The following is a 21814-nucleotide window of genomic DNA, read 5'->3' on the forward strand; positions in this document are numbered from 1 at the left end:
TCAGATCACCTTCGCTTCGTTCTTGAGCTTATCGACCAGTTCGGCGACGTTCGCGACCTTGACACCGCCCGCGCGCTTCGGCGGTTCGGTGACTTTCAAGACCTTCAGCCGTGCCGCTACCTCGACGCCCAGATCGGCGGGCGCCATGGTATCGATAGGCTTCTTCTTGGCTTTCATGATGTTCGGCAGCGAGGCATAGCGCGGTTCGTTAAGGCGCAGGTCGACCGTCACGATCGCCGGTAGCTTGACTTGAATGGCTTCCAAGCCGCCGTCCACTTCGCGCGTAACCTTGAGTCCATCGCCTTCGAAAGACAGCTTCGAGGCAAAGGTGCCCTGAGGCCAGCCCAACAGGCCGGCAAGCATTTGGCCGGTCTGATTGGCGTCGTCATCGATGGCCTGCTTGCCGAGAAGTACGATTCCGGGCTCTTCCTTCTCGACCAGTGCTTTGAGCATCTTGGCAACGGCCAGGGGTTCAACCAGTTCATCGGTCTGCACCAGAATGCCGCGATCAGCACCCATGGCCAAGGCCGTGCGGATGGTTTCCTGCGCTTGCGCCGGGCCGATTGAGACTGCCACGACTTCGGTTGCTTTGCCTGATTCCTTCATCCGGATCGCCTCTTCTATGGCGATCTCATCGAAGGGGTTCATGGCCATCTTGACATTGGCCAACTCGACGCCGCTCTGGTCCGCCTTCACACGCACCTTCACGTTGTAGTCAATCACCCGTTTCACGGGGACGAGAACTTTCATGGGTCCCTCTCGGTCCGTCGCGCGAGCGGCCTCCTGGCGGGGCCACCGACGCGGATATTATAGTTTTGAGCCCCGGCACCATCGGCGGGCAGTTTATTTCCGCCGTTTGCCCAGGCTCGCTCCCGGCGTTTTTCGCGCCTGCACAATAATTTCATGCCCGAAGCGAGTCAATCGACCCGGAGCGTCCATTACTGTACGTTTTCCGCCTTTCTTGAACTCACTGCCCTGCAGAGCAAAGTCAGCGGTTCTGTCCCGGCACCCAAAGCACTTCCGCGTGGCCTTGGTCATTGGCCCACCGGGCCATGACGAACAGCAAATCGGAGAGGCGATTGATATAGCGAATCGCCTCTGCGTTGACCGTTTCGATTTCCGCCAATTCGACCATTTCCCGCTCCGCGCGGCGGGCCACGGTCCGGGCGAGATGCAGGTATGCAGCGGCTGCACTACCACCGGGAAGGACGAAGGACTTCAAAGGCTGCAGATCGGCGTTAAGTTCGTCGATCTCCCGCTCCAGTCGCAACACCTGTTCAGGGGCAATGCGCAAGGGAGGATACTTCGGATTGTCTTCCTCGGGTGTGCAAAGATCGCCACCCAAGTCGAAAAGGTCATTCTGCAAACGGCCGAGCATTTCGTCCAACCGCCCATCGCAGTGCAGGCGGGCGATCCCCAGAACCGCGTTTGCTTCGTCAACTGTGCCGTAGGCGCTGATCCGCCGATCATACTTGGGGCGTCGCTGGCCATTGCCCAGCGAGGTCTTTCCCTTATCGCCGCCACGTGTGTAGATGCGCGTCAGTTGCACCATCGCACGGTTCCCCCGTTCACTTGCCGATAAGGAATGCCAGCACCAGGAGCGCTAAAGCGCAACCCTGTGCGATGATGCGCGCACGCATCAGTTTGTTCCCGTACTTGGCATTGACTTGGCCACCCTTGGCCATAACGACGATGCCAGCGAACAGCACGCCCAGGGTGATTGCCATTGCGATGCCGATCAGTATGAAAATCAAGTTGCTCATATCCGTCGATATAGGCCCTTTGCCTTTGGCGGTCGAGAAAAGAAACCGATGCGGTTAGTTCCGTCCTGGCGCCAGCAGGCCGCGGGCGATGACATGCGCCTGGATCTCCGCGGCACCTTCGAAGATGTTGAGGATGCGCGCATCGCACAGCACCCGCGAGATCGGATACTCCTCCGCATAGCCGTTGCCGCCGTGTATCTGCAAGGCGTTATCGGCATTGGCCCAAGCGACGCGCGCGGCCAACAGCTTCGCCATCCCCGCCTCGATATCACAGCGTCGGCCGCTGTCCTTCTCGCGCGCTGCGTGGTAGGTCAGTTGCCGGGCGATCATGGTCTCGACGGCCATCCAGGCGAGCTTCCCCGACACGCGCGGGAAGCTATAGATAGGTTTGCCGAACTGCAGGCGCTCACGGGCGTAGGCAAGACCGAGTTCCAGCCCGCATTGGGCAACGCCGACCGCCCGTGCGGCCGTTTGGACGCGGGCCGACTCAAAGGTCGCCATCAGTTGCTTGAAGCCTTCGCCTTCGACGCCGCCGAGCAAGTTTTCCGCCGCCACCGCGAAGCCGTCGAAAGCCAGTTCGTACTCTTTCATACCGCGGTAGCCGAGCACCTTGATCTCGCCGCCTGTCATACCCTGAGCCGGAAAGGGGTCGGCATCGCTGCCACGTGGCTTCTCGGCGATGAACATGGAAAGGCCCTTATAGCCCGTCTCGGTCGGGTCGGTCCGCGCCAGGAGCGTCATAATGTCGCTGCGTCCCGCGTGGGTGATCCAGGTCTTGTTGCCGGTAATGCGATAGGTTTGGACGTCCTTGATCGCGCGCGTCTTGAGAGAGCCGAGATCGGAGCCGGTGCCCGGTTCGGTGAAGACGGCGGTTGGTAGAATCTCGCCGCTGGCGATGCGGGGCAACCAGTGAGCTTTTTGCGACTCGGTACCGCCAAGGCGTATGAGCTCGGCGGCAATCTCCGAACGGGTTCCGAGTGACCCAAGGCCGATGTAGCCGCGCGACAGCTCCTCGGTCACAACACACATGGCAGTCTTGCCAAGGCCCAAACCGCCCCATTCTTCGGGGATCGTCAGGCCAAAGACACCAAGATCGGCAAGCTGCTGGACGACCTCCATCGGGATCAAGCTGTCGTCGCGGTGCCAGCCGTGGGCGGCTTCGCGGTGTTCATCCGCGAGCCTGCGAAATTGATCGCGGATCATCACCAGGGTTTCATCGCCCAGGTCCGCGTCGCCGAATGAACCGCCCTCCAGGGCCTCGGCGAGAAGCGTGGCAAGCCGACTCCGCAGGGCAGCGGTGTTTCCCGAGCGGCAAAGAGTGGCGACCGCTTCGTTCTGAGCCAGCAATCGGGCGGCTGCGTCGGCCTTGAGGTCGTCAGGCCGCACGACTTCGACCTGACTGAGAGGTAGCCCGCCCAAAATCTGATTCAGATACTCGCCGTATGCGGCCTGCAACATGAGGGTTTCGAGCTCGCCCAGTTTCCCGGCGGTTTCCAGGTGGGTCGCCCAAGCCAGCATCTCACGCAGCGCCGCGAGGTAAGTCGCCAGCCAGGCATAGCCGTGGGCGGCGAACTGTTCACGCTCCAACAGGTCTCCGTCGACCCTGCCGTTCGGCGCGACTAGGGCGATCAGACCCTGGCGGGCGGCAGCGCCATAGATTTCTGCCGCCGCGAGAGCTTTCGAGCAGGTCTCCAGGAGCGCGGGAAGGCGCACTCCTGGAGAGCCCTCCGATGCCGGGACGGCTTTTGCGTGGTTCATGATCCGCTCCCAAGCCCTCTGTCGATGTCAGCCTTCGACCACATCTTCCAGTGTGCGAAGACCTGGCCGTTTCGCCTGGACGAGAACCGCCATGTTGCCCGGCTTGTGCTCGTTCTTCCACATCTTGGTGTGGGCGCGGGGAATATCGTCCCACGAGAAGACCTCGCTCATGCAGGGGTCAAGGCGGCGCTCGACGACCAGGTTGTTGGCCTGGCTGGCCTGCTTCAGGTTGGCGAAGTGGCTACCCTGGATGCGCTTCTGATGCATCCAGACATAGCGGGCGTCGAAGGTGATATTATAGCCGGTGGTGCCCGCGCAGAACACGATCATGCCACCGCGTTTGACCACGAAGCAGGAGACCGGGAAAGTCGCCTCGCCCGGGTGCTCGAAGACGAAGTCGACGTTATTGCCCTTGCCGGTGATATCCCAAATGGCTTTGCCGAAGCGGCGCGTTTCGCTGAACCACTCCTTGTATTCTGGAGAATTAACCGGCGGCAGTTGGCCCCAGCAGTTGAAATCCTTGCGGTTGATGACGCCCTTGGCGCCCATCTGCATGACGAAATCGCGCTTACTATCGTCTGAGATGACGCCAATGGCGTTCGCGCCGGCAGTCGCGATGAGCTGAATGGCCATGGAGCCAAGGCCACCCGAAGCACCCCAGACCAACACATTATGACCGGGTCGCAGGATATGAGGCCGATGCCCGAAGAGCATGCGGTAGGCCGTCGCCAAGGTCAGCGTATAGCAGGCGCTTTCTTCCCAGGTCAGATGCTTTGGCCGCGGCATGAGCTGCTGCGCCTGAACGCGCGTGAACTGGGCGAAGGAGCCATCCGGGGTTTCGTATCCCCAAATACGCTGGCTGGGACTGAACATGGGGTCGCCGCCGTTGCACTCCTCGTCGTCGCCGTCGTCCTGGTTACAGTGGATGACAACCTCGTCGCCGACCTTCCAGCGCTTTACCTTGTCGCCGACTGCCCAGACGATCCCCGCGGCATCGGACCCGGCAATATGGTAATCGGCCTTATGCACGTCAAAAACTGAGATTGGAGTCCCGAGCCCGGCCCACACGCCGTTGTAGTTCACGCCCGCCGCCATCACCATCACCAGAACCTCCTGGGGATCGATGCTCGGCGTATCGACGACCTCAAGCTGCATGGCTTGTTCGGGCGGCCCGTGCCGCTCCGGGCGAATCGCCCAGGAGTACATTTGTTTAGGAACGTGGCCGAGCGGAGGAATTTCGCCGATTTCATAAAGCGCCTTTTGCGGCCGCTGAGGCGTATCGAGCGTTATCACGTCAGCTTCCTGACTCTTCGTGGCCTGATTTGTACCTTGGCTCATGCCTCTTTCCCTTTCCCGTTCCTGTTCGTCCGTTCATTGAACCCGGTTGATCCTGCTGGTTGCGGGCGGTTTCACCCATTTTGCGTGCGCTGCAGCAGAATTTTTTGATCGTCGTTTTGAAAATCCAGTCATTTACTATGATTTTCTTGACTCTTACCGGCTTCTGGGATTGTTTGCAATGCACAAATGTGTTTTTCTTTCTATTAGATTATCAATAGAGAAATTTTAGATCGCTTCAATCATAATATCAGCAATAAAAAGGCGGTTTTTGGAGGTACATATGGCAAGATTGGGCAAAGACCCACAAAATGCTGCAACGCAAATCGAGGACGCCAAGGCGGCGGTGGAGCCCTCCCGACCGTGGCTTTTTCGCACTTATGCAGGGCATTCGACGGCGGCTGCTTCGAATGCGCTCTATCGCAGTAATCTCGCAAAAGGGCAGACGGGCCTTTCCATTGCCTTCGATTTGCCGACGCAGACCGGTTATGATTCCGATCACGTGCTGGCGCGCGGCGAGGTCGGAAAGGTCGGCGTCCCTGTCTCTCATCTAGGCGACATGGTGACGCTGCTTGACGGCATACCGCTGGATCGCATGAACACCTCGATGACGATAAACGCAACGGCGCCCTGGCTGTTGGCACTATACGTCGCCGCCGCCGAGCGCCAGGGGATCGCGCGCACTGCGCTCTCGGGCACGACACAAAACGACATCATCAAAGAGTACCTAAGCCGCGGTACCTATATCTTTCCGCCACAGGCCTCGATGCGGCTGACCACCGACGTCGTGGCTTTTACCTATGGGCAGGTGCCACGCTGGAACCCAACCAACGTCTGCTCCTATCACCTGCAGGAAGCCGGGGCGACACCGGCGCAGGAATTGGCCTTTGCTTTGTCGACGGCGATTGCGGTGTTGGATTCCCTGCGGGACTCCGGGCAGGTGCCACCCGAGGATTTTCCAAAGGTTGTCGGGCGAATTTCCTTCTTCGTGAATGCGGGGCTGCGCTTTGTGACGGAGCTTTGCAAGATGCGCGCGTTCTCGGAGCTCTGGGATGGTATCTGCCGCGAGCGTTATGGCGTCGAAGAGGAGAAGTACCGGCGCTTTCGCTACGGCGTCCAGGTAAACTCCCTGGGACTCACGGAGCAACAGCCGGAGAACAATGTCTATCGCATCCTGCTGGAGATGCTGGCTGTGACGCTCTCCAAGAACGCGCGCGCCCGCGCGGTGCAGCTTCCCGCCTGGAACGAGGCCCTGGGCCTGCCGAGACCATGGGACCAGCAGTGGTCTTTGCGCATGCAGCAAGTCCTGGCCTACGAGACGGACTTGCTGGAGTATGGCGATCTTTTTGACGGCTCGCCGGTCGTGGAGGCGAAAGTCGCCGAATTGATCGCCGAGGCTCGCGAAGAAATGGATCGGATAGAGGAAATGGGCGGTGCGATCGCCGCGGTCGAGAACGCCTACATGAAGGAACGCCTGGTGGAATCGAATGCAAAGCGCTTGGCGGCAATCGAATCCGGTGAGCAGGTCGTCGTCGGGGTCAATGCCTATCAGGAAACCGAAGCGTCTCCCCTGTCCAGCGGCGAGGCTGCAATCTTGACCGTGGATCCCGCGGAGGAGGGCGGTCAGATCGAACGCTTGAATGCTTGGCGGCGCGAGCGTGACACGAAGGCCGTGACCGAAAGCCTCAAAGCCTTGGAGATCGCGCTGCGTGACGGCGAGAACGTGATGGAGCCCTCGATCGCCTGCGCCCACGCCGGCGTAACCACGGGTGAGTGGGGGGACTGTCTGCGCCGTGTCTTCGGTGAGTACCGCGCGCCGACCGGTGTCGGGCGAGCCAGCGGACGGCTTGGACGCGGCGGACGTACGGCGATTGAGGACGTGCGGGGCAGTGTTGAAAAGCTTTCGAATAGGCTCGGCCGTCGACTGAAGATGCTGGTCGGCAAGCCCGGGCTGGACGGTCATTCGAACGGCGCCGAGCAGATCGCCGTCAGGGCACGCGATTGTGGATTTGAGGTTGTCTACGAGGGTATCCGCCTGACACCGATCCAGATTGCCACGGCGGCGCTCGAAGAGGGCGTGCATGTGGTGGGACTCTCGATCTTGTCCGGCAGTCATCTTCCGCTCGTTACGGCGGTTCTCGAATCACTGCGGGAGCGCGGCTTGGGCGACGTGCCGGTCGTTGTCGGGGGAATCATTCCGCCGGAAGATGCGGTTGCGCTGACCAACGCCGGCGTAGCCGCTGTTTTCACGCCGAAGAATTTTAATTTGACGGAAATCATGGGAAAAGTCGTCGAGATCGTGGACGCGCACAGTTTGGAGGCGGCATAGTACCGCGCTATGACCTACTTAAAGGCAAAGAAACGGCTGACCGTCCGCGACATACGGTCCAAGAAGGGTGGCCCGCTGGTCTGTCTGACCGCCTATACCCACCCCATGGCGCTTCTTGTCGATGAAGTCGCCGATCTGATTCTGGTCGGCGACAGCCTGGGCAACGTCCTTTATGGCTTTGAGTCGACCTTGCCCGTGACACTGGAGATGATGATCGCGCACGGCGGATCGGTGATGCGTGGCAGCAAGCGAGCGTGTGTCGTGGTGGATATGCCTTTTGGCAGTTATCAGGAATCACCGGCGCAAGCCTTTCAAAATGCGGCCCGGGTTCTGGTTGAAACAGGTTGCCACGCGATTAAGCTTGAGGGGGGCGAGGAGATGGCGGAAACCGTTTCCTTCCTGACCCGGCGTGGTATCGCGGTGCTGGGTCATGTCGGCCTGATGCCTCAACACGTCCACGCAAGAGGCGGTTTTCGCCGTGAGTCGGATGTTGATAAGGTTGTAGCCGATGCCCGTGCCATTGCGCAGGCGGGCGCCTTTGCCCTGGTGGTTGAAGGCGTGAAGGAGGAGGTCGCCCGCGCTGTAACGGCAGGCGTTGAAGTTCCGACCATCGGTATTGCAGCAGGCGACGCGAGCGACGGCGAGATTCGTGTTACCGAGGACTTGCTCGGCGTGACGCCGAATCCGCCGGGGTTCGTCGAGGCCGATTCCGGTATCAAAGATGCCATGCGCAAAGCTCTCAGCGAGTTTGCGGAGAGTCTGACCAAGCCAAAGGCTTGATCCGGCATGGATCATTATGGTGAGGAGCAGGCGTAATTAATACGGATCTACTACAGAACCCCAACCTTCAGGCGTTAGTGCTGCCGTTGTTTGCCGCCTGCCTGATCACTTGGCTGGGTGCGGTCGTAATCGGACGGGGCCGCGTGCCTGATTTCTGGCCTGCGCTCGGTCTTGCGGCAGCTTTGGTCGCCGTGACTTGGGTTCTGCATGGCCCCTTGCATTTTCCGCCGGACGGGGCCCTTGAAAAGCTGTCCTACCTTGCCGGTGTCGCCCTGGCCTTGGGGCTGTTGATAGAGGCGGTATCAGCCGGCCGCGGTATGCAGGTCGTGGCCATGGGTTGGGTTTGGCTGGTGGTTGGCTGGCTTGCCTGGCCGGTGGTTTCTGCGCCCGATTGGATTGCCATCGCAGTGGCGATCGCAATTGCGCTTGCCGGAAGTCTTGCAGTTGGAAGACTGCGGGAAAGCGGCGGTGGGGCTTCTTTCATGATGCTGCTGGTTGCGGCTTTCGCCCTATCCGCCATCGCTCACTACAGCAACGCACACGGCATGGCTAAGCTAATAGCGGCCCTTGGGGCAGGGACGGTTGGCGCCGCCTTTGGTCTGCTTCTTGCACGGGGCGGCGGCCTCGTCCTGGGCGGTTCTCTCTTGCTCGTGGGCGGCGGGTCGCTGGTGGGGCTGGCAACGATCCTCCTGCTCTATACCAGTGTCAGTCCCTGGCCCGTTATCTTCCTGTTGCCGATCTTTTTCGCCGATCTTTTCGCCGCCCGTTCGGTCAGCGGCAACGATGGCCTGGGCAAGAGTGTTGCGGGGAGCCTGCGCGTGCTGGTGTTCCTCATCGGTTTGCTGGCTCCCGCAGTCGGTGCGGTCTTACTGACACAGCAACTCGGCAACTGAGAAATTGGTCTAAGGCTTTGTGCCGATTTTCCGGCGATACTCTTCCACCGGCAGGCCGCCTATTCCCCAATGCTCCATTTCCACCTCATCGATTACGACGAAGGTCGTTGCCGGGTTCTTATTCAACACCGTCTCCAGTAGATCGGTCACGCCCTTGATCAGGGTCGCTTTCTGTTCGCTTGTTGCACCCTCGCGGGTGATCTTGATGTTCACGTAAGGCATGTTGGCTCCGTGCAATGTAGATACTTGAGGGGGTTATTAGTTTCGATCGTAATGGAAGACCTTGGAGATGATCTGCCAGCGACCCTCGGTTTGAATTAAGCTCAAGAAGTCTGTGAAGTACCTATCTCCAATAGCGCAATTGACTTGCGCAAACGCGGTCACCGGGCCGGCAAAAGCGATCGAAAGAATGCGATCCTTGCGCGGCTCGTTGCGGCTGGCGGGCGAGGGACGTTTCTCAACGATGGGCAGGTACTCCGACATCGTAAGTTGGACCAGCGGTTCCTCGCTGGCACAGACATAGATTGCCTTCGGGTGGAAGACTTCGGCCAATGCCAAATTGTCGCTGGTGTAAAGCCCGTCGAAATAGCGCGATAGCAATGCGACCACATCTGCGTAGCGAGGATCCATTTTCAGAGTACTCCAGCTGGTTTGACGTCGTTCATGATGGTCAGTTTATCAGTCCTTCGGCCACCATCGCCTGCTTGATGGCGGGCAGGTCCGAGGCGCGGCCCATGTAGTGTGCGATATGTGGCCATTGGCTCAAACTGATATCGACAAAGTTGGCCCAATTGACCACGACGAAAAAATAGGCATCAGCCACCGTGAAGGTGTCGCCCATCAGGTAAGGCCCACCCTTGGATAGTTGAGCCTCGAAAATAGCGAAGCGACGCGCGATATTCGCTACCACCGCGGGGCGCTCGGTGTCTGCCAGCGGCGCCGCACCGAAAAAGGGTGAAAACGCCTTGTGCAGTTCGGAGGATATGAAATTAAGATGCTCCTGGAGCCGCGCGCGCGCCAGGCCGTGAGGCGGCGGCGCCAAGGCCGCTGCGGGATAGAGATCGGCGATATACTGAAGAATGGCAGGCGCTTCGGTCAAAACCTCGCCGCTGTCTAGAAGGAGCGCGGGAACGTAACCCTTCGGGTTTATCTGCTGATAATCACTGCCCCTTGCAGTGGTCTTTTTCGTGGTGTCGACCTGCTCCAATTCGAAGGTCGCGCGAGCAGCCCGCAACGCAATGTGCGGCGCCAGGGAACAGGCTCCCGGTTTGTAAAACAGCTTCATATTCCATCTCCATAGTAAGTCTGCGGAACCGCCGCAGGGTCTGGCGCAGAAGCTAGGAATAGAAATTTCTTTTGTAAACGTGATATCCTTTTGATACTTGAAGAATCGCGTTTCCAAACGGTAACCGGAATACCATGGAAGAGAACGTCTATGGCTTTGAAAATACGAAAGAACCGGAGCCCGGAGCCACCTCCGGGTTGCCCACTTACTGAGTGCATGTCCGTTATCGGCGGAGCCTGGACGCCGAACGTCATTTGGAGTCTACGGGCTGGCCCCAGACGCTTTAGCGAGTTGCGGCTGGATATTCCTCCAGTATCGCCGAAGGTGTTGACGATGCGGCTGCGCGGGTTGGAGGAAAAGGGTGTCGTGAACCGCAAAGTCAGACCAACTTCGCCGCCTTCGGTCGAGTATTCCCTGACAGCACTGGGTGAAGAACTGGTGCCGGCTATCGAGGCCATCGTCGCCGTCGGTCACAAAATAAAGCAGCAATAGAAAAAGCCCCTCCCGGATACCGGAAGGGGCTCTAACTGTTTCTGTTGGCAGGCTTTGAGCTTACAGGACTTTGGCTGCGATTGCCCCAACAGCGCCCTTGGTGGCCGCGACGATCTCGTCGGACTCAGCCTTTGTCAGACAGAGCGGCGGCGCGAAGCCCAAGATATCGCCCTGGGGCATGGCCCGGGCAATAACTCCGCGTTCGAGCAGCGAAGCGGCCACCTGTGGCCCGACCTTCAAGGCGGCGTCGAAGAATACCGGCCCGCCCTTGGGCCCGTCCTTGTCCTTGACGAACTCGACGGCGGCGAGCAAGCCTTCGCCGCGAACCTCGCCGACCATTGCATGGTCGCCCAGGGCTTCTGCGAGGGACTGCCTGAAGTAGGCTCCGACGTCACGGGCATTGTCGACCAACCCCAATTCGTCGATCAGTTCGAGGTTGGCGACACCCGCCGCGGCGCAGAGCGGGTGGGCGGAGTACGTCCAGCCATGCCCAATTGGGCCCAACTTGTCCGACCCTTGCTCCAGTACCTTCCAAAGACCGTCCGCGACGATCACGCCGGACAGCGGCGTGTAAGCGCTGGTAAGGCCCTTGGCGATGGTGATGAGGTCCGGCTCCATACCGTAGTGCGCCGAACCGAACATGCTGCCAAGGCGTCCGAAGCCGGTGACGACCTCGTCGGCGATCAACAGGATGTCGTACTTCTTCAGAACGCGTTGAATCTTCTGCCAGTAACCCTGCGGCGGGGGTACGATACCGCCGGTGCCTAGCACGGGTTCGCCGATGAACGCAGCAACCGTATCCGGCCCTTCCTTGAGGATCAGGGCTTCCAGATTATCCGCGCAAAGCTGGGAGAAGGCTTCCTCGGTCAAGGAGCGGTCGGTGCGGCGGAAATAGTAGGGGGCGTCCGTATGCAGGATGGGTGCGCGCGGCAAATCGAAAGCGTTGTGGAATAGCTCCAGCCCGGTCAGGCTGCCGGTCATGATGCCCGAGCCGTGGTAACCCCGCCAGCGCGAGATGATCTTCTTCTTCTCCGGACGGCCAAGGATATTGTTGGCATACCAAACCAGCTTGATGTTGGTTTCGTTCGCGTCGGAACCGGAAAGCCCATAGTAGACGTGATTAAGCCCAGCCGGCGCCCGCTCGGCGATCATGCGCGACAGCTTGATGGCGGGTTCGCTGCCGTGGCCGACATAGGCGTGGTAGTAGGCCAGCTTATGCGCCTGTTCAGCGATTGCATCGGCGATTTTTGTTTGACCATAACCGACGTTGACGCAGTAAAGCCCAGCGAAGGCGTCTAGGCTGACCTTGCCGTCCCGGTCCTCGATCCGCACGCCGCTGCCGCCGGTTACCACACGGTTTGCAGTATCGCCACGCGCATGTCCGGCCATATGGGTCGAAGGGTGGAAGAAGTGATCCCTGTCCCAGGCGGTTAGCTCGTCGCGGTTCACGCGGGTGCTGTTGTCATCCATGATCCGTCTCCTTGGTTCCAGCGATCTTCTATCGCGTCGTTTGTGTTCAATTGGGCCTGTCCAGGCAGATGTACTTGACCTCGGTGAAAGCTTCCATGCCGAGGCGCGACCCTTCGCGCCCGAGGCCGGATTGTTTCATCCCGCCGAATGGGATCGGCGCGCCGGTGATTTTTGTTCGATTAACCGCCACCATGCCGAACTCCAGGTCGCGAGTCATGCGATGAATGCGATCAGGGTCCCGGCTATGAAGATAGGCGACCAAACCGAACTCGGTCGCGTTCGCTCGGCTCAGAACTTCGGCTTCCTCGTCAAAGGGGCTTACGGCCGCCACGGGGCCAAAAGTCTCCTCGCGGGCCATCAAGGCGTCGTCCGGCAAGTCTGCCAGCAGGGTCGGTTGATAGAATAAGCTGCCTGCCGATGTCCGCTTTCCGCCGACCAGAAGCTTTGCTCCTTTGGCCATCGCATCGTCGACTTGCCTTTCGACCTTCGTGACCGCGCGCTCGTGAATCAGGGGTCCAATATCGACGCCGGGCTCCAGTCCCTCACCAAGTTTGAGCGCTCTTATCCGATCAGCATAAGCCTTCAGGAAGTCATCGTAGACAGGGCGTTGGACATAGATTCTGTTGGCTGCCAGGCAGTCTTGTCCCGAGGTTGCGAACTTCGCGGAGATGGCAGAGTCCACCGCCTTCTCCAGATCCGCGTCGGAAAAAACGATAAACGGCGCGTGCCCGCCCAGTTCCAGTACCAGACGCTTCACGGTGGCTGAACCTTGTTTGGCGATGAGACGGCCGACCTCGGTTGAGCCGGTGAAGCTGACGCCGCGAACGTCGGCGTGTGTTGCCAGTGTCGAGCCGATCTCGGTCGGGTGCCCGGTAACCACGTTGATCAAGCCGGCAGGCAATCCGGCCCGTTCTGCCAACACCGCCAGGGCCAGCGCGGAAAACGGCGTCTCCGGCGAAGGATAGATGACCGTGGTACAGCCTGCCGCGACGGCGGCCGCCGCCTTGCGGGTGATCATGGCGCAGGGAAAGTTCCAAGGCGTGATCAGAGCCACAACACCAAGCGGCTGCCGGACTACCTTCATCTCGGCGTCTGGCAGATGGCTGGTGATCCCTTCCATGTTGGATCGCTTGGCTTCTTCGGCATACCAAGCGACGAAGTCGGCAGCGTAGTCTATTTCGCCCAAGGCCTCGGCAAAGGGCTTGCCCTGTTCCAGAACCATGATCAGCGCAAGGTCTTGCTTGGCGGCAATGATCTCACGGTGCCAGGCTTGCAATAGGGCGGCGCGCTGATGTGGCAAGCTCCGCCGCCAGGAACTAAAGGCGGTACGGGCCGCGGCTATGGCCCGTTCGGTTTCGCGTACGCCCATGGCTGGCACCTGCCCCAGCAATGCACCATTGGCCGGATTGTAAACCATGAGGTCACTGCCGCTGTCCGCGGCTTCCCACCGCCCATCGATATAGGCGTGCGAGCACCACAAGCGGGTGTCACTGAGACTGTCCAGACCGCGGGAATAGGATACGTGCATTGCAGATTGTTTCATCGCTGGGCCCTTTGCGATACCGAAGCGGAATTCCAGACGGCCAGGGTATGCAAGAGAACCTAGAGAGTGTGACCAAAGGTCGATCATCGCGAAGAAATTCTGACGCTTTCCGGGTGGGAAACCAGATTTATTCTCTGCTGCGGTTTCTACCGCCGACGGAAGCCTAGCTGCGACCGTCGGTTTCCAGCAGGTGAGCCAGCGGCAATTCGTGACTTTCCTTGACCGGTTTGGTGACGATGTAGGTCACATAGCGATCAATGCCGATTTCAGCCGTCAACAGCCGGTCGATCAAAGTCTGATAGGCGTCCACGTCGCGAGTCACGAACTTGACGATGTAGTCGACACCGCCGCCCGTGGACCAACAGGCAACGATTTCCGGGACGCCCATCACCGCCCGCTCGAAACGCTCGAAGGCGGCTTGGGTGTGCTGTTCGAGTGTGATTTCCGCCAGGACGGCGGTGAACGCGGTCAGTTTCTTCAGCGCCAGTTGAGCGTGATATCCCTCGATGATTCCGACAGCTTCCAGGCGTCGCAAACGCTCCCAGCAAGGCGTTGGGGATAATCCCACCCGCTCAGCCAGCTTGAGTTTGGTGATGCGGCCTTCGCGCTGCAAGGCGGCGAGGATTCGAATGTCGATGGCGTCAAGGCCAAGGTTGTTCGGTTTTCTGGCCAAGAGTTAAGACCCCATCCGTGGGTTCAAGCGATCTCCGGCAAGCCGCGGTTTTGCAGTGCGACCGATTGCCCGCTGCCCAACGACATTAAGTGCGCATAAAGGACGCCGATCTGGCCCCTTGGCCTTAGCTTTAACATGTCGTCGTCGGATAGTTGGCCCAGCTTTTGTTCACTGACGATCATGAAACCCTTGAGTTCAGAAGTACGCCCGCTGGATTGAATGCGAAGCGAGCTCTCCTGCAGCAGGCCCAGTTCATTGAGAAGCTTGCCCAGTTCCTGAGTAGCCATGAGATGGCGATGAAACTCTTGGCAAAAGCTCATTATCTTCTTGCCTGCGTCGCTGAGGTCGCGACCCTCGAAGAGCACGCTATCGGGTCCCTCCTCAAGCACGGTGTTTGTCTCATCGACACACAGCGCCAACTGGTTGGTATCCTGGGTCGTTGGCACCAACGAGAAGGGGTAGCGGCGCATATATGCGGGCACATACTTTCCTTGCTGCCAGTTCCCTTCGGCGTCCACGAAGACATTCTTGCCTTGCTCGTAACCCAGCAGTGCCATTGGCAAATAGGGCGCGCTGCGGGCAAAGACGATGGGGTAGTGTTTCTGTGCAACGGAAAACTCAACCGCAAGCAACGGAGCCAGGTTGCTACCGCGTGCGAAGGCATAGTTCGCACCGGCTTTGCGGCGCAGCTTGGCGTGCTTGGTGGAATCCAATGGTACCAAGGTCTTGTAGAACAGGGGCAGTTGCGGCTGGGTCGTTTCGCCACTCCCGCTCGTGCTTGCGCCATTAGATCCGGCTATGTCGCTCATTCCCCTACCCTTTCTTGTTGACTCCTCGATGCTTTCACTAACACGAGGGGCCTTTGAGCGCTAGCGTTCCGACGCGACCATGCGTTTATGATCGCCGTGCGATTGTACCTCTATAAAGATGCGGCGAACCTCCGGAAATTGTTGCTTGATCCGCCGCTCCAGGCGGAAAACCGTGCTTTCAACTTCGCCGACGGTTTGCCCGTCTCGGAAGTCGATGCTGACGGCCAGCAACACATCTCGCGGTCCCAGATGCATCGAACGCAACTCGTTGAGGCGATTGACGGTCGGCTCGCTCCGTATGATGCGGGATACGTTATCGACCAAAGCTTTGTCGGCAGATTCGCCGATAAGGAGTCCTTTGCACTCGTAAGCCAGGAGCATCGCAACCACGGCCAATATGATGCCAATTCCCACCGACGCGGCGCCGTCCAGCCAAGGCATGTTCAGGGCTTGCGACAGGTAGATGCCGACCAGCGCGACAATCAACCCGGCCATGGCGGCGCTATCTTCGAACAGGACCGTAAAGAGTGCCGGATCCTTGCTTTGACGCACGGCCTCCATCCAACCGCGGGTTCCTTTGGTGCGTTGGAATTCCTTGAAGGCCATTGTCCAGGCAACGCCTTCGAAAATGATGGCGGCGCCCAGGACTACATAATTGATGAGTGGATTTGTAATGGGATGCGGCTCAAGTATCTTCAAGATGCCTTCATAAAGCGAGACGCCCGATCCGACCGCAAATATCAGAATCGCCACCACGAAAGCCCAAAAGTAGAGTTCCATGCCGTAACCGAAGGGGTGGCGGTCGTCGGCCGGCCGCTTGGCGCGACGAAGACCATAGAGCAACAAGCCCTGATTGCCGCTATCCACTAATGAGTGAATGGCCTCGCTCAACATTGCGGAACTGCCTGTATAAAGGGCAGCGCCGAACTTCGTCACCGCGATCAGAAGATTGCCGACCAAGGCGGCATAAATAACTGTTTTGGAACCTGAAGCGGCCATCCTCACGAAACCTTCATTGGCTTGGTTTCCTCAAATCCTTTCAAGAGGCTTGCCCCTTGTGGTTCATATCGCCAGACTTTGACCCACATGTCAGCCGGGGGCAAGTTCAGCACAGCCAAACGGGTGAAGGGCCGGCAGCTCAAGAAGCCCCCGCGCTAACACGCACCTTTCGGGGTCAACATCCATTTCCAAGAGACCTAGCCTGGCGACGGCAAACAAGAGTAGGAGAAAATCAGATGAAAATCATTGTGATCGCGACGCGTGCGGATCGTCCCGCCGAGGAGTTTCAGCCGTTGCTTGGGCCAGAGTCGAAAAAGGCACTGTCTTTGATGGCCGAAGACTTCGTGCGCGAGATTTACAGCCGTAGCGATGGCAGGGGCGCGGTCATGGTTTGCGAGGCAGCCAGCGAAGACGAAGCGCGTCAACGCCTGTCGGAGTTGCCGCTAGCTCAAAAGAATTTGCTTACCTTCGAGTTCTACCCGGTTGCGCCATATCGCGGCATTGTCAACGCGGCAAACGCGTGAAGAGATATAGATCAGGTTTGATTCGAGGGAGATAGGACATGGCAAAAATCGGTTTCATCGGCTTGGGGATCATGGGAAGCCCCATGGCGGCCCACTTGCAGGACGCAGGGCACGAGCTCTTTACGGTGACGCACCGAAACCCGGTTCCCAAGGTCAATGCGGACAAGGGTGCGGTCAGTTGCGCCAGCGCCAAGGAAGTCGCGGAGAAGTCGGAGATTATCATTTTGATGGTTCCGGATACCCCGCAGGTAGAGGAAGTGCTGTTTGGTGAATCCGGTGTGGCGGCGGGTCTGTCGAAGGGCAAGACCGTCGTCGATATGAGTTCGATCTCCCCGACGGCGACCAAGGATTTTGCCCGGCGTATCACGGCTGCCGGCTGCGGCTATCTGGATGCGCCCGTGTCAGGGGGGCAGGTTGGGGCAGAGAACGCTGCGCTGACGATCATGGTGGGGGGCGCGCAGGAAACCTTCGACAAGATCAAGCCGCTTTTTGAGTTGATGGGGAAGAACATCACGTTGGTCGGCACGAACAATGGAGATGGTCAGACTTGTAAGGTCGCCAACCAGATCATCGTTGCTCTGAACATCGAAGCCGTCTCGGAAGCGTTGGTGTTCGCAGCCAAGGCGGGCGCCGATCCGGCGAAGGTGCGCGAAGCGTTGATGGGCGGTTTCGCATCATCGAAAATTCTGGAAGTTCATGGCGAGAGGATGATCAAGCGGACCTTCAATCCGGGCTTCCGGATCGAACTGCATCAGAAGGATCTCAATCTGGCGCTGCAGTCTGCACGCGATCTGAATGTCAGTCTGCCAAATACCGCCACAGCCCAGGAGCTCTTCAATGCCTGTGCGGCCATGGGCGGCTCTGGCTGGGATCATTCTGGAATGGTGAAGGCCTTGGAAAAGCTGGCGAACAGCAAAGTCGCCGAGGATTGATCGCTTACCCGGCGGCAGCGCCTCAATAGTCCCACTCGAAAAGGACGCCGAGGTTGCTGCTGCCGCTTTGCTTGAGCTTGCTCTCCACCGAGATGTTGGGCGTTACTTCCAGCTCGACACTGACCCCGCTGCTGCGCGGGTCGGCCCCTTGCTCCACACCCAGGAAAAGATCTTCGGATAGATAGGTGCCGGCCTCGACGCTGGGCCCTGCGTTTTCGCTTCCACCGTCAACCCGCAAGACATCGACACCCAATCCCTGGCGGATGGAATCCATGAGATCGACACCGCCGGTTTTCCCGGATAGCTGCCCGACAGCAGAGGCCAGTTGCAGAGCTTCCACTGCGCTCAGCTCGCTGCCGCGTTTGTTAAACAGAACCCGCGCGAGTATTTCATCCTGCGGCAGCGTTGGCACAGAGCTCAATTCCACTTCGATGGCGTCGCTGGGGCCAAAAATCTTGGCGATGACTTGCAGGCCATCGGTCTTGTATTCCGCCGTCAGATCGATCACCGGCGGCGCGCCGGGACGGTTGGGCAGCCGGATGGTGCCTTTGGTTATCTTGAAAATCTTGCCGGCGATGGTCATCTGGCCACGCACCACTTCCAGACTGCCGATGACGAAGGGCTCGCTAAGCTTGCCAGAGACGTCGAAGCCGCCGGACCATTCTGAATCAAGCCCTCTACCACGGACAAAAACTTGACGAGGCAGCTCGACGTTCAGCGCGAGCTGCATGTCGGCAAACAGGCGGGGACCTTGGTCGCCTGCTTCAACCGGTGGCGGCGCATTGCGGTCTATGACTTCCAGGTCCACCACTTCGGCGGGCAAGTCGTTGGCGATGGAAACCTCCACCAAATCGCTGGCCAGATCACCTTCCAGAATCGGGTCAACCAGACTGCCCCGCAAGGTGAGGTCGCCGGAGATCGTGGCCTTCAAATCATCCTGCTTTACCAGATCCATGCGACTCAGCTCGGCGGCGAGGGATACCGGGTAGCCACGTTCCGGCTGGAGTTCGACGTTACCCGTTGCCGACAGCGTCCCCGAACTGCCATCGCTCGCTGTCAGGGTCTCCAAAATGATTCGATCACCATTGAACCTGAGCGCTGCTGTCAGGTCCTGAAGCAGGGTGCCTTGCTCCAGATTTTCGTAAAAGCCCCCGTCGAGGTTCAAGTTGCCATCTACGCGCGGTGAGGCAGGCGTGCCGGAAAGCCGTGCATCGAGTCTGGCCTGGCCGCCCATGCGCTGGTTGGCAGGGCCGAAGATATCGACGAAGGGGGCAAGATCGCCTGCCCAGGTCATGTCGCCGGTGAGCTGCCCGGTCTGAGGCAGGTCGGCGGACAAACTCGCCATATTCACCCGGAAAGGCAAACTGACCCTTGCCGTCAAGGGATCTTCGGCGAAGCCGGTTGCTTCGACATTCATGTCGAGGGTTTTCCCGTCGAGCCGCCCCGCAAGCGTAGCCCGTAGGGGGTTCAGGCGTTTTTCCGCCGAGAACTTCAGATCGCTGGCTGAAACGTCGATGGTGCCTGTTGCCATCGGATTGCCGCTTACCTTGACCTTGGCGTCGAGGCGACCGGCAACGCCTGCGTCGGGAGAAACCAACTCCATCAGTTCCAACGGCAGATTTGAGATCTGCGCGTCGAGATCGCCACCGCGTGCGCTCTTGGTGAAGGTGACGGCGAACCTGGCGTCGTCCAGCGCCAGTTCCGGCGCGGCGAGCCGGATACCGTTTTCGGTGATCCGCAGGTCCACGGGCTGCATGATTGAAAGAGCCTGACCGGCCAACTCCAGGCGGCCCGATTGAGCGACGATTCGCGGTTGGCCGCCAGCGAGCTCACTGGCCCGGGCTTCGAGTGTCAGGGCAAGGGGCTGCTGTTTGCTGGCCAGTGGTTGGGTCCCCTTGGCGTCCAGGCGCAGATCAAGTTTTTCCGCTGTTCCTTTGGCTGTTAGGCGGGCCGTTTCCAGCGTGGTGTCGGACGCTGCAATGCCCGATAAATCGAGTGTGAACGACCCGCCGGGGTTGCCGAGCAAATCTGTCAAGCGGGCCTCGAATATCGCCGATTCGATCGTTTGTGACGGGGCCAGCACCAGTTGATCCAGTTTACCGGCGGCTTGCAGTTCGGGCGCAGCGGTAGAGCCGGCGAGGGTGATTTTTATCTGGCCGCTACCTTGAAGCTGCGGCAAACCGGCGAGGGTGCGCCAGTGTTTGGCGTCGGCAACGCTGAGCGTGACATTCCCCTGGGGCAAGGTCGCGTTCGCCGGCAAGATAAGAGAGCCGGCAGCCTCCAACCCGGGGAGGGAGGCGGTAAAGCGGCTGCCGGGTTGTGCGATACTCCCCAGAAGCTGTCCGTCAATCGTGAAACCACCTTCGATTGGTAGGCCGAGGTCGACGGCCAGTCTGGAAATATCGGCGATGGAAACTTTGTAGTTTCCGCCCAATTCATCGAAATCCGCGCCAAGCGACAAACTTCCGCCGACCGAAAGATTTGCTGCAGTTAAAGCAAGATTGGACAGCGCCACGCCGCTGTCCGCACCAAAGGAAAAGTCGGTGGCAAGGACGAGACTGTCTTCAATGAGCGCGCCCAACTGCGGTTGATCCATTGCAGAGAATTCCGAGATATCCAGCTTTGCCTGCCCTTTGGCGCCGCTTCCATCGAGCGGGCCGGTGACCTTCGCGGTCAGCAGGGCCGATCCAGTCAGCGCTTGTCCGGCCATTGCACCCAGCGGTGCGATATCCGGCATCTCGGCTTCGAGCGAAAGGTCGGCGTCACCCCCATTCAAGGGCAGAACGCCGCTCGCACGCGCATCGAGGAGAGCGCCTTGAAGGTGCAGGCGCGAAAGGGTCAGCACCAGTGCATCGCCATTGAGTTCACCCGCGACCTCAAGGCTTGGACTGCCGCCGAGAAGCACACGTGGCTGGGGCATGTCCGGCAGCGCGAGACCATCGAGTTTGATGACTCCTGATAACGCCAGGTGCTTGCTTTCCGGGTCCAGAAGTTGACTGTCGAGAACAAGGCTCGCCGAGGTCGCGCTCGGCCCGGCCCCAGGGTGCTGCAGCAGGCGGAGTCCCGAGATACTCGCTTCCAGATGCAGGGCCGGTGCCGTCAGTAGCCCGGTCTGCGAAAAGACGAATGCGAGGCTGTCCAACTGGACATCGGGGGCCAGTTTGGTCAACGCGCTTGCGTCAACCAGATTGACGCTACCTTCCAGCGCGGCTTCCAGACTCGTCATATTGACGGTCCCGGTTACGCGCGCGGCGGCCACGGGTCCGGCAAGGACGAAGCGCTTTATCTCAAGCCGGTCGCTTTCCGGGAGCCGAAGTTGCAAGCTGAATTCCTGATGGCCGGGCAACAATTCTGCCGCTGCACTGTCGGCGGTGAGCGGCAGGTCCAAGAGCCCGTCGAAGGCAACCTCAAGTACGTCTTGCGAACTGATCAGAAGGGTTCCGTCCAGCGAAGCCTGCCCCTCCAGCGAAGCCGCGATTTCTCCTTTCCATTCCGTGACGGGGGCGTCGCCTGTCAGATGCAGCGCGACAGCCGGTAAGGCGGGATCCCCCGCAAGCTTGGCGATCAACCCGCCGCTGCCTTCAGAGGCGTCAAGAGAGAGGCGCAACCTGCCGCTGCCGATCGAATAAGCGGCATCGGCCTTGACGCGTAGATCGCCGTCCAGACGCTGCAGGTCGAGGAAAGAGGTCAATTCGCCCGGTTCGCGGCCCTTCAATCGACCGGAAAGTGAGAGCGATGCCGCTTCACCGATAACATCCTGGCCGAGATCGATCTGCGCGATTACCAACCTGTCGATCTGAAAACCGAAAGGGAGCTCCGGAATGGATAGCTCGTTTCTGGTTTCCTGCTCGTCGGCGGTTGCAGCAGGTAACCTCGCAAGCGAAAGCGTCCCTGCCTCAAGAGAGGAGATTTCCAGGCGACGAGAGAAGAGGGCATCGACTTGCCATTCCAGGCGCAGCCGATCGAGACCCAACCAAGTGCCATCGGGATCGCCTAGCGAAAGACCGGTAACCTCCAGGCTGGAGAAGGGGTCGCCGTTCAAGGCTGCGATGCGGAGTTCCATTTCGCCGGGGGTCGAGGCGGCTTCTTCAATGGTCGTCTTCAGCCACGCAAGCCCCTCCGCGCTGCGAAGCCAATAGGTCGCAGCGGCAATCGCGGCGGTTACCACGAGCAGCGGTAACAACAGCAGCAGGATAAACAGGCGAATTCGGCGCAAGGATTTCCCTTCC

20 protein-coding genes are annotated in these 21814 nt (G+C 59.6%); 6 read left to right on the forward strand and 14 right to left on the reverse strand.

Annotation, left to right across the window (positions count from 1 at the left end; genetic code table 11):
- The 5 genes from ABIE63_RS10735 to ccrA all read right to left on the reverse strand — a co-directional run bounded on the left by ABIE63_RS10735 (window position 1) and on the right by ccrA (window position 4859).
- On the reverse strand, window positions 1-750 hold the full coding sequence (locus ABIE63_RS10735) for an electron transfer flavoprotein subunit beta/FixA family protein (protein WP_183416883.1): 750 nt from the start codon (window positions 748-750) through the stop codon (window positions 1-3).
- 238 nt (window positions 751-988) lie between these two features.
- Window positions 989-1552 (reverse strand): cob(I)yrinic acid a,c-diamide adenosyltransferase, encoded by a 564-nt coding sequence (locus ABIE63_RS10740; protein ID WP_183416882.1) that lies wholly within the window; start codon window positions 1550-1552, stop codon window positions 989-991.
- 16 nt (window positions 1553-1568) lie between these two features.
- Window positions 1569-1763 (reverse strand): twin transmembrane helix small protein, encoded by a 195-nt coding sequence (locus ABIE63_RS10745; RefSeq protein ID WP_183416881.1) that lies wholly within the window; start codon window positions 1761-1763, stop codon window positions 1569-1571.
- A 54-nt stretch (window positions 1764-1817) separates the two neighbouring features.
- Complete coding sequence (locus ABIE63_RS10750) at window positions 1818-3521, reverse strand: acyl-CoA dehydrogenase family protein (RefSeq protein WP_354504471.1); 1704 nt, start codon at window positions 3519-3521, stop codon at window positions 1818-1820.
- 27 nt (window positions 3522-3548) lie between these two features.
- A complete protein-coding gene (ccrA, locus tag ABIE63_RS10755) occupies window positions 3549-4859 on the reverse strand; it encodes a crotonyl-CoA carboxylase/reductase (RefSeq protein ID WP_183416878.1) in 1311 nt (436 codons plus the stop codon).
- A 280-nt stretch (window positions 4860-5139) separates the two neighbouring features.
- On the opposite strand from ccrA, the gene ABIE63_RS10760 reads away from it, so the two are divergent.
- The 3 genes from ABIE63_RS10760 to ABIE63_RS10770 all read left to right on the forward strand — a co-directional run bounded on the left by ABIE63_RS10760 (window position 5140) and on the right by ABIE63_RS10770 (window position 8858).
- On the forward strand, window positions 5140-7185 hold the full coding sequence (locus ABIE63_RS10760) for a protein meaA (RefSeq protein WP_354504472.1): 2046 nt from the start codon (window positions 5140-5142) through the stop codon (window positions 7183-7185).
- A 9-nt stretch (window positions 7186-7194) separates the two neighbouring features.
- Window positions 7195-7965 (forward strand): 3-methyl-2-oxobutanoate hydroxymethyltransferase, encoded by a 771-nt coding sequence (panB, locus tag ABIE63_RS10765; protein ID WP_354504473.1) that lies wholly within the window; start codon window positions 7195-7197, stop codon window positions 7963-7965.
- A 77-nt stretch (window positions 7966-8042) separates the two neighbouring features.
- A complete protein-coding gene (locus tag ABIE63_RS10770) occupies window positions 8043-8858 on the forward strand; it encodes a hypothetical protein (protein ID WP_354504475.1) in 816 nt (271 codons plus the stop codon).
- Window positions 8859-8867: 9 nt separating this feature from the next.
- Here the strand turns inward: ABIE63_RS10770 and ABIE63_RS10775 are convergent, their stop codons facing one another.
- Genes ABIE63_RS10775 through gstA form a run of 3 tightly spaced genes read right to left on the reverse strand, consistent with a single transcriptional unit; the run spans window position 8868 to window position 10143 of the window.
- On the reverse strand, window positions 8868-9080 hold the full coding sequence (locus ABIE63_RS10775; protein ID WP_183416875.1) for a 4-oxalocrotonate tautomerase family protein: 213 nt from the start codon (window positions 9078-9080) through the stop codon (window positions 8868-8870).
- Between the two features lie 36 nt (window positions 9081-9116).
- On the reverse strand, window positions 9117-9488 hold the full coding sequence (locus ABIE63_RS10780; protein WP_354504476.1) for a nuclear transport factor 2 family protein: 372 nt from the start codon (window positions 9486-9488) through the stop codon (window positions 9117-9119).
- 40 nt (window positions 9489-9528) lie between these two features.
- Window positions 9529-10143: a glutathione transferase GstA gene (gstA, locus tag ABIE63_RS10785; RefSeq protein ID WP_354504477.1), complete on the reverse strand. Its 615-nt coding sequence runs from the start codon at window positions 10141-10143 to the stop codon at window positions 9529-9531.
- Window positions 10144-10293: 150 nt separating this feature from the next.
- Here gstA and ABIE63_RS10790 point away from each other — a divergent pair, with 150 nt between their 5' ends.
- A complete protein-coding gene (locus ABIE63_RS10790) occupies window positions 10294-10635 on the forward strand; it encodes a helix-turn-helix domain-containing protein (RefSeq protein WP_354504478.1) in 342 nt (113 codons plus the stop codon).
- 60 nt (window positions 10636-10695) lie between these two features.
- On the opposite strand, the gene ABIE63_RS10795 is transcribed toward ABIE63_RS10790, so the two are convergent.
- From ABIE63_RS10795 to ABIE63_RS10815, 5 genes are all read right to left on the reverse strand, one after another.
- Window positions 10696-12105 (reverse strand): aspartate aminotransferase family protein, encoded by a 1410-nt coding sequence (locus ABIE63_RS10795; protein WP_354504479.1) that lies wholly within the window; start codon window positions 12103-12105, stop codon window positions 10696-10698.
- Between the two features lie 46 nt (window positions 12106-12151).
- Window positions 12152-13648 carry an NAD-dependent succinate-semialdehyde dehydrogenase gene (locus ABIE63_RS10800; RefSeq protein WP_354504481.1) on the reverse strand — a complete coding sequence of 499 codons (1497 nt, stop codon included), beginning with the start codon at window positions 13646-13648 and terminating at the stop codon, window positions 12152-12154.
- Between the two features lie 163 nt (window positions 13649-13811).
- Entirely contained in the window at window positions 13812-14321 is a 510-nt protein-coding gene (locus ABIE63_RS10805) for an Lrp/AsnC family transcriptional regulator (protein WP_354504482.1), read from the reverse strand.
- A gap of 23 nt (window positions 14322-14344) precedes the next feature.
- Window positions 14345-15130: a SapC family protein gene (locus tag ABIE63_RS10810; RefSeq protein ID WP_354504483.1), complete on the reverse strand. Its 786-nt coding sequence runs from the start codon at window positions 15128-15130 to the stop codon at window positions 14345-14347.
- A gap of 60 nt (window positions 15131-15190) precedes the next feature.
- Window positions 15191-16129, reverse strand: a complete 939-nt coding sequence (locus tag ABIE63_RS10815; RefSeq protein WP_354504484.1) for a cation diffusion facilitator family transporter — start codon at window positions 16127-16129, stop codon at window positions 15191-15193.
- Window positions 16130-16365: 236 nt separating this feature from the next.
- Here ABIE63_RS10815 and ABIE63_RS10820 point away from each other — a divergent pair, with 236 nt between their 5' ends.
- A complete protein-coding gene (locus ABIE63_RS10820; RefSeq protein ID WP_354504485.1) occupies window positions 16366-16653 on the forward strand; it encodes a hypothetical protein in 288 nt (95 codons plus the stop codon).
- Window positions 16654-16691: 38 nt separating this feature from the next.
- Window positions 16692-17585, forward strand: a complete 894-nt coding sequence (gene glxR / locus ABIE63_RS10825; protein WP_354504487.1) for a 2-hydroxy-3-oxopropionate reductase — start codon at window positions 16692-16694, stop codon at window positions 17583-17585.
- Window positions 17586-17607: 22 nt separating this feature from the next.
- On the opposite strand, the gene ABIE63_RS10830 is transcribed toward glxR, so the two are convergent.
- A complete protein-coding gene (locus tag ABIE63_RS10830) occupies window positions 17608-21801 on the reverse strand; it encodes a translocation/assembly module TamB domain-containing protein (RefSeq protein ID WP_354504489.1) in 4194 nt (1397 codons plus the stop codon).
- Window positions 21802-21814 lie beyond the last annotated feature (13 nt).

Origin of the sequence: Limibacillus sp. MBR-115 (assembly GCF_040549425.1) — a bacterium.
Lineage (GTDB): Bacteria > Pseudomonadota > Alphaproteobacteria > Kiloniellales > CECT-8803 > Limibacillus > Limibacillus halophilus.

Coding starts and splice junctions, on each gene's coding strand:
- glxR (WP_354504487.1), top strand. CDS start 16,692: ATGGCAAAAATCGGTTTCATCGGCTTGGGGATCATGGGAAGCCCCATG.
- ABIE63_RS10795 (WP_354504479.1), bottom strand. CDS start 12,105: ATGGATGACAACAGCACCCGCGTGAACCGCGACGAGCTAACCGCCTGG.
- ABIE63_RS10800 (WP_354504481.1), bottom strand. CDS start 13,648: ATGAAACAATCTGCAATGCACGTATCCTATTCCCGCGGTCTGGACAGT.
- ABIE63_RS10820 (WP_354504485.1), top strand. CDS start 16,366: ATGAAAATCATTGTGATCGCGACGCGTGCGGATCGTCCCGCCGAGGAG.
- ABIE63_RS10760 (WP_354504472.1), top strand. CDS start 5,140: ATGGCAAGATTGGGCAAAGACCCACAAAATGCTGCAACGCAAATCGAG.
- ABIE63_RS10810 (WP_354504483.1), bottom strand. CDS start 15,130: ATGAGCGACATAGCCGGATCTAATGGCGCAAGCACGAGCGGGAGTGGC.
- panB (WP_354504473.1), top strand. CDS start 7,195: ATGACCTACTTAAAGGCAAAGAAACGGCTGACCGTCCGCGACATACGG.
- ccrA (WP_183416878.1), bottom strand. CDS start 4,859: ATGAGCCAAGGTACAAATCAGGCCACGAAGAGTCAGGAAGCTGACGTG.
- ABIE63_RS10740 (WP_183416882.1), bottom strand. CDS start 1,552: ATGGTGCAACTGACGCGCATCTACACACGTGGCGGCGATAAGGGAAAG.
- ABIE63_RS10735 (WP_183416883.1), bottom strand. CDS start 750: ATGAAAGTTCTCGTCCCCGTGAAACGGGTGATTGACTACAACGTGAAG.
- ABIE63_RS10745 (WP_183416881.1), bottom strand. CDS start 1,763: ATGAGCAACTTGATTTTCATACTGATCGGCATCGCAATGGCAATCACC.
- ABIE63_RS10790 (WP_354504478.1), top strand. CDS start 10,294: ATGGCTTTGAAAATACGAAAGAACCGGAGCCCGGAGCCACCTCCGGGT.
- ABIE63_RS10750 (WP_354504471.1), bottom strand. CDS start 3,521: ATGAACCACGCAAAAGCCGTCCCGGCATCGGAGGGCTCTCCAGGAGTG.
- gstA (WP_354504477.1), bottom strand. CDS start 10,143: ATGAAGCTGTTTTACAAACCGGGAGCCTGTTCCCTGGCGCCGCACATT.
- ABIE63_RS10775 (WP_183416875.1), bottom strand. CDS start 9,080: ATGCCTTACGTGAACATCAAGATCACCCGCGAGGGTGCAACAAGCGAA.
- ABIE63_RS10780 (WP_354504476.1), bottom strand. CDS start 9,488: ATGGATCCTCGCTACGCAGATGTGGTCGCATTGCTATCGCGCTATTTC.
- ABIE63_RS10815 (WP_354504484.1), bottom strand. CDS start 16,129: ATGGCCGCTTCAGGTTCCAAAACAGTTATTTATGCCGCCTTGGTCGGC.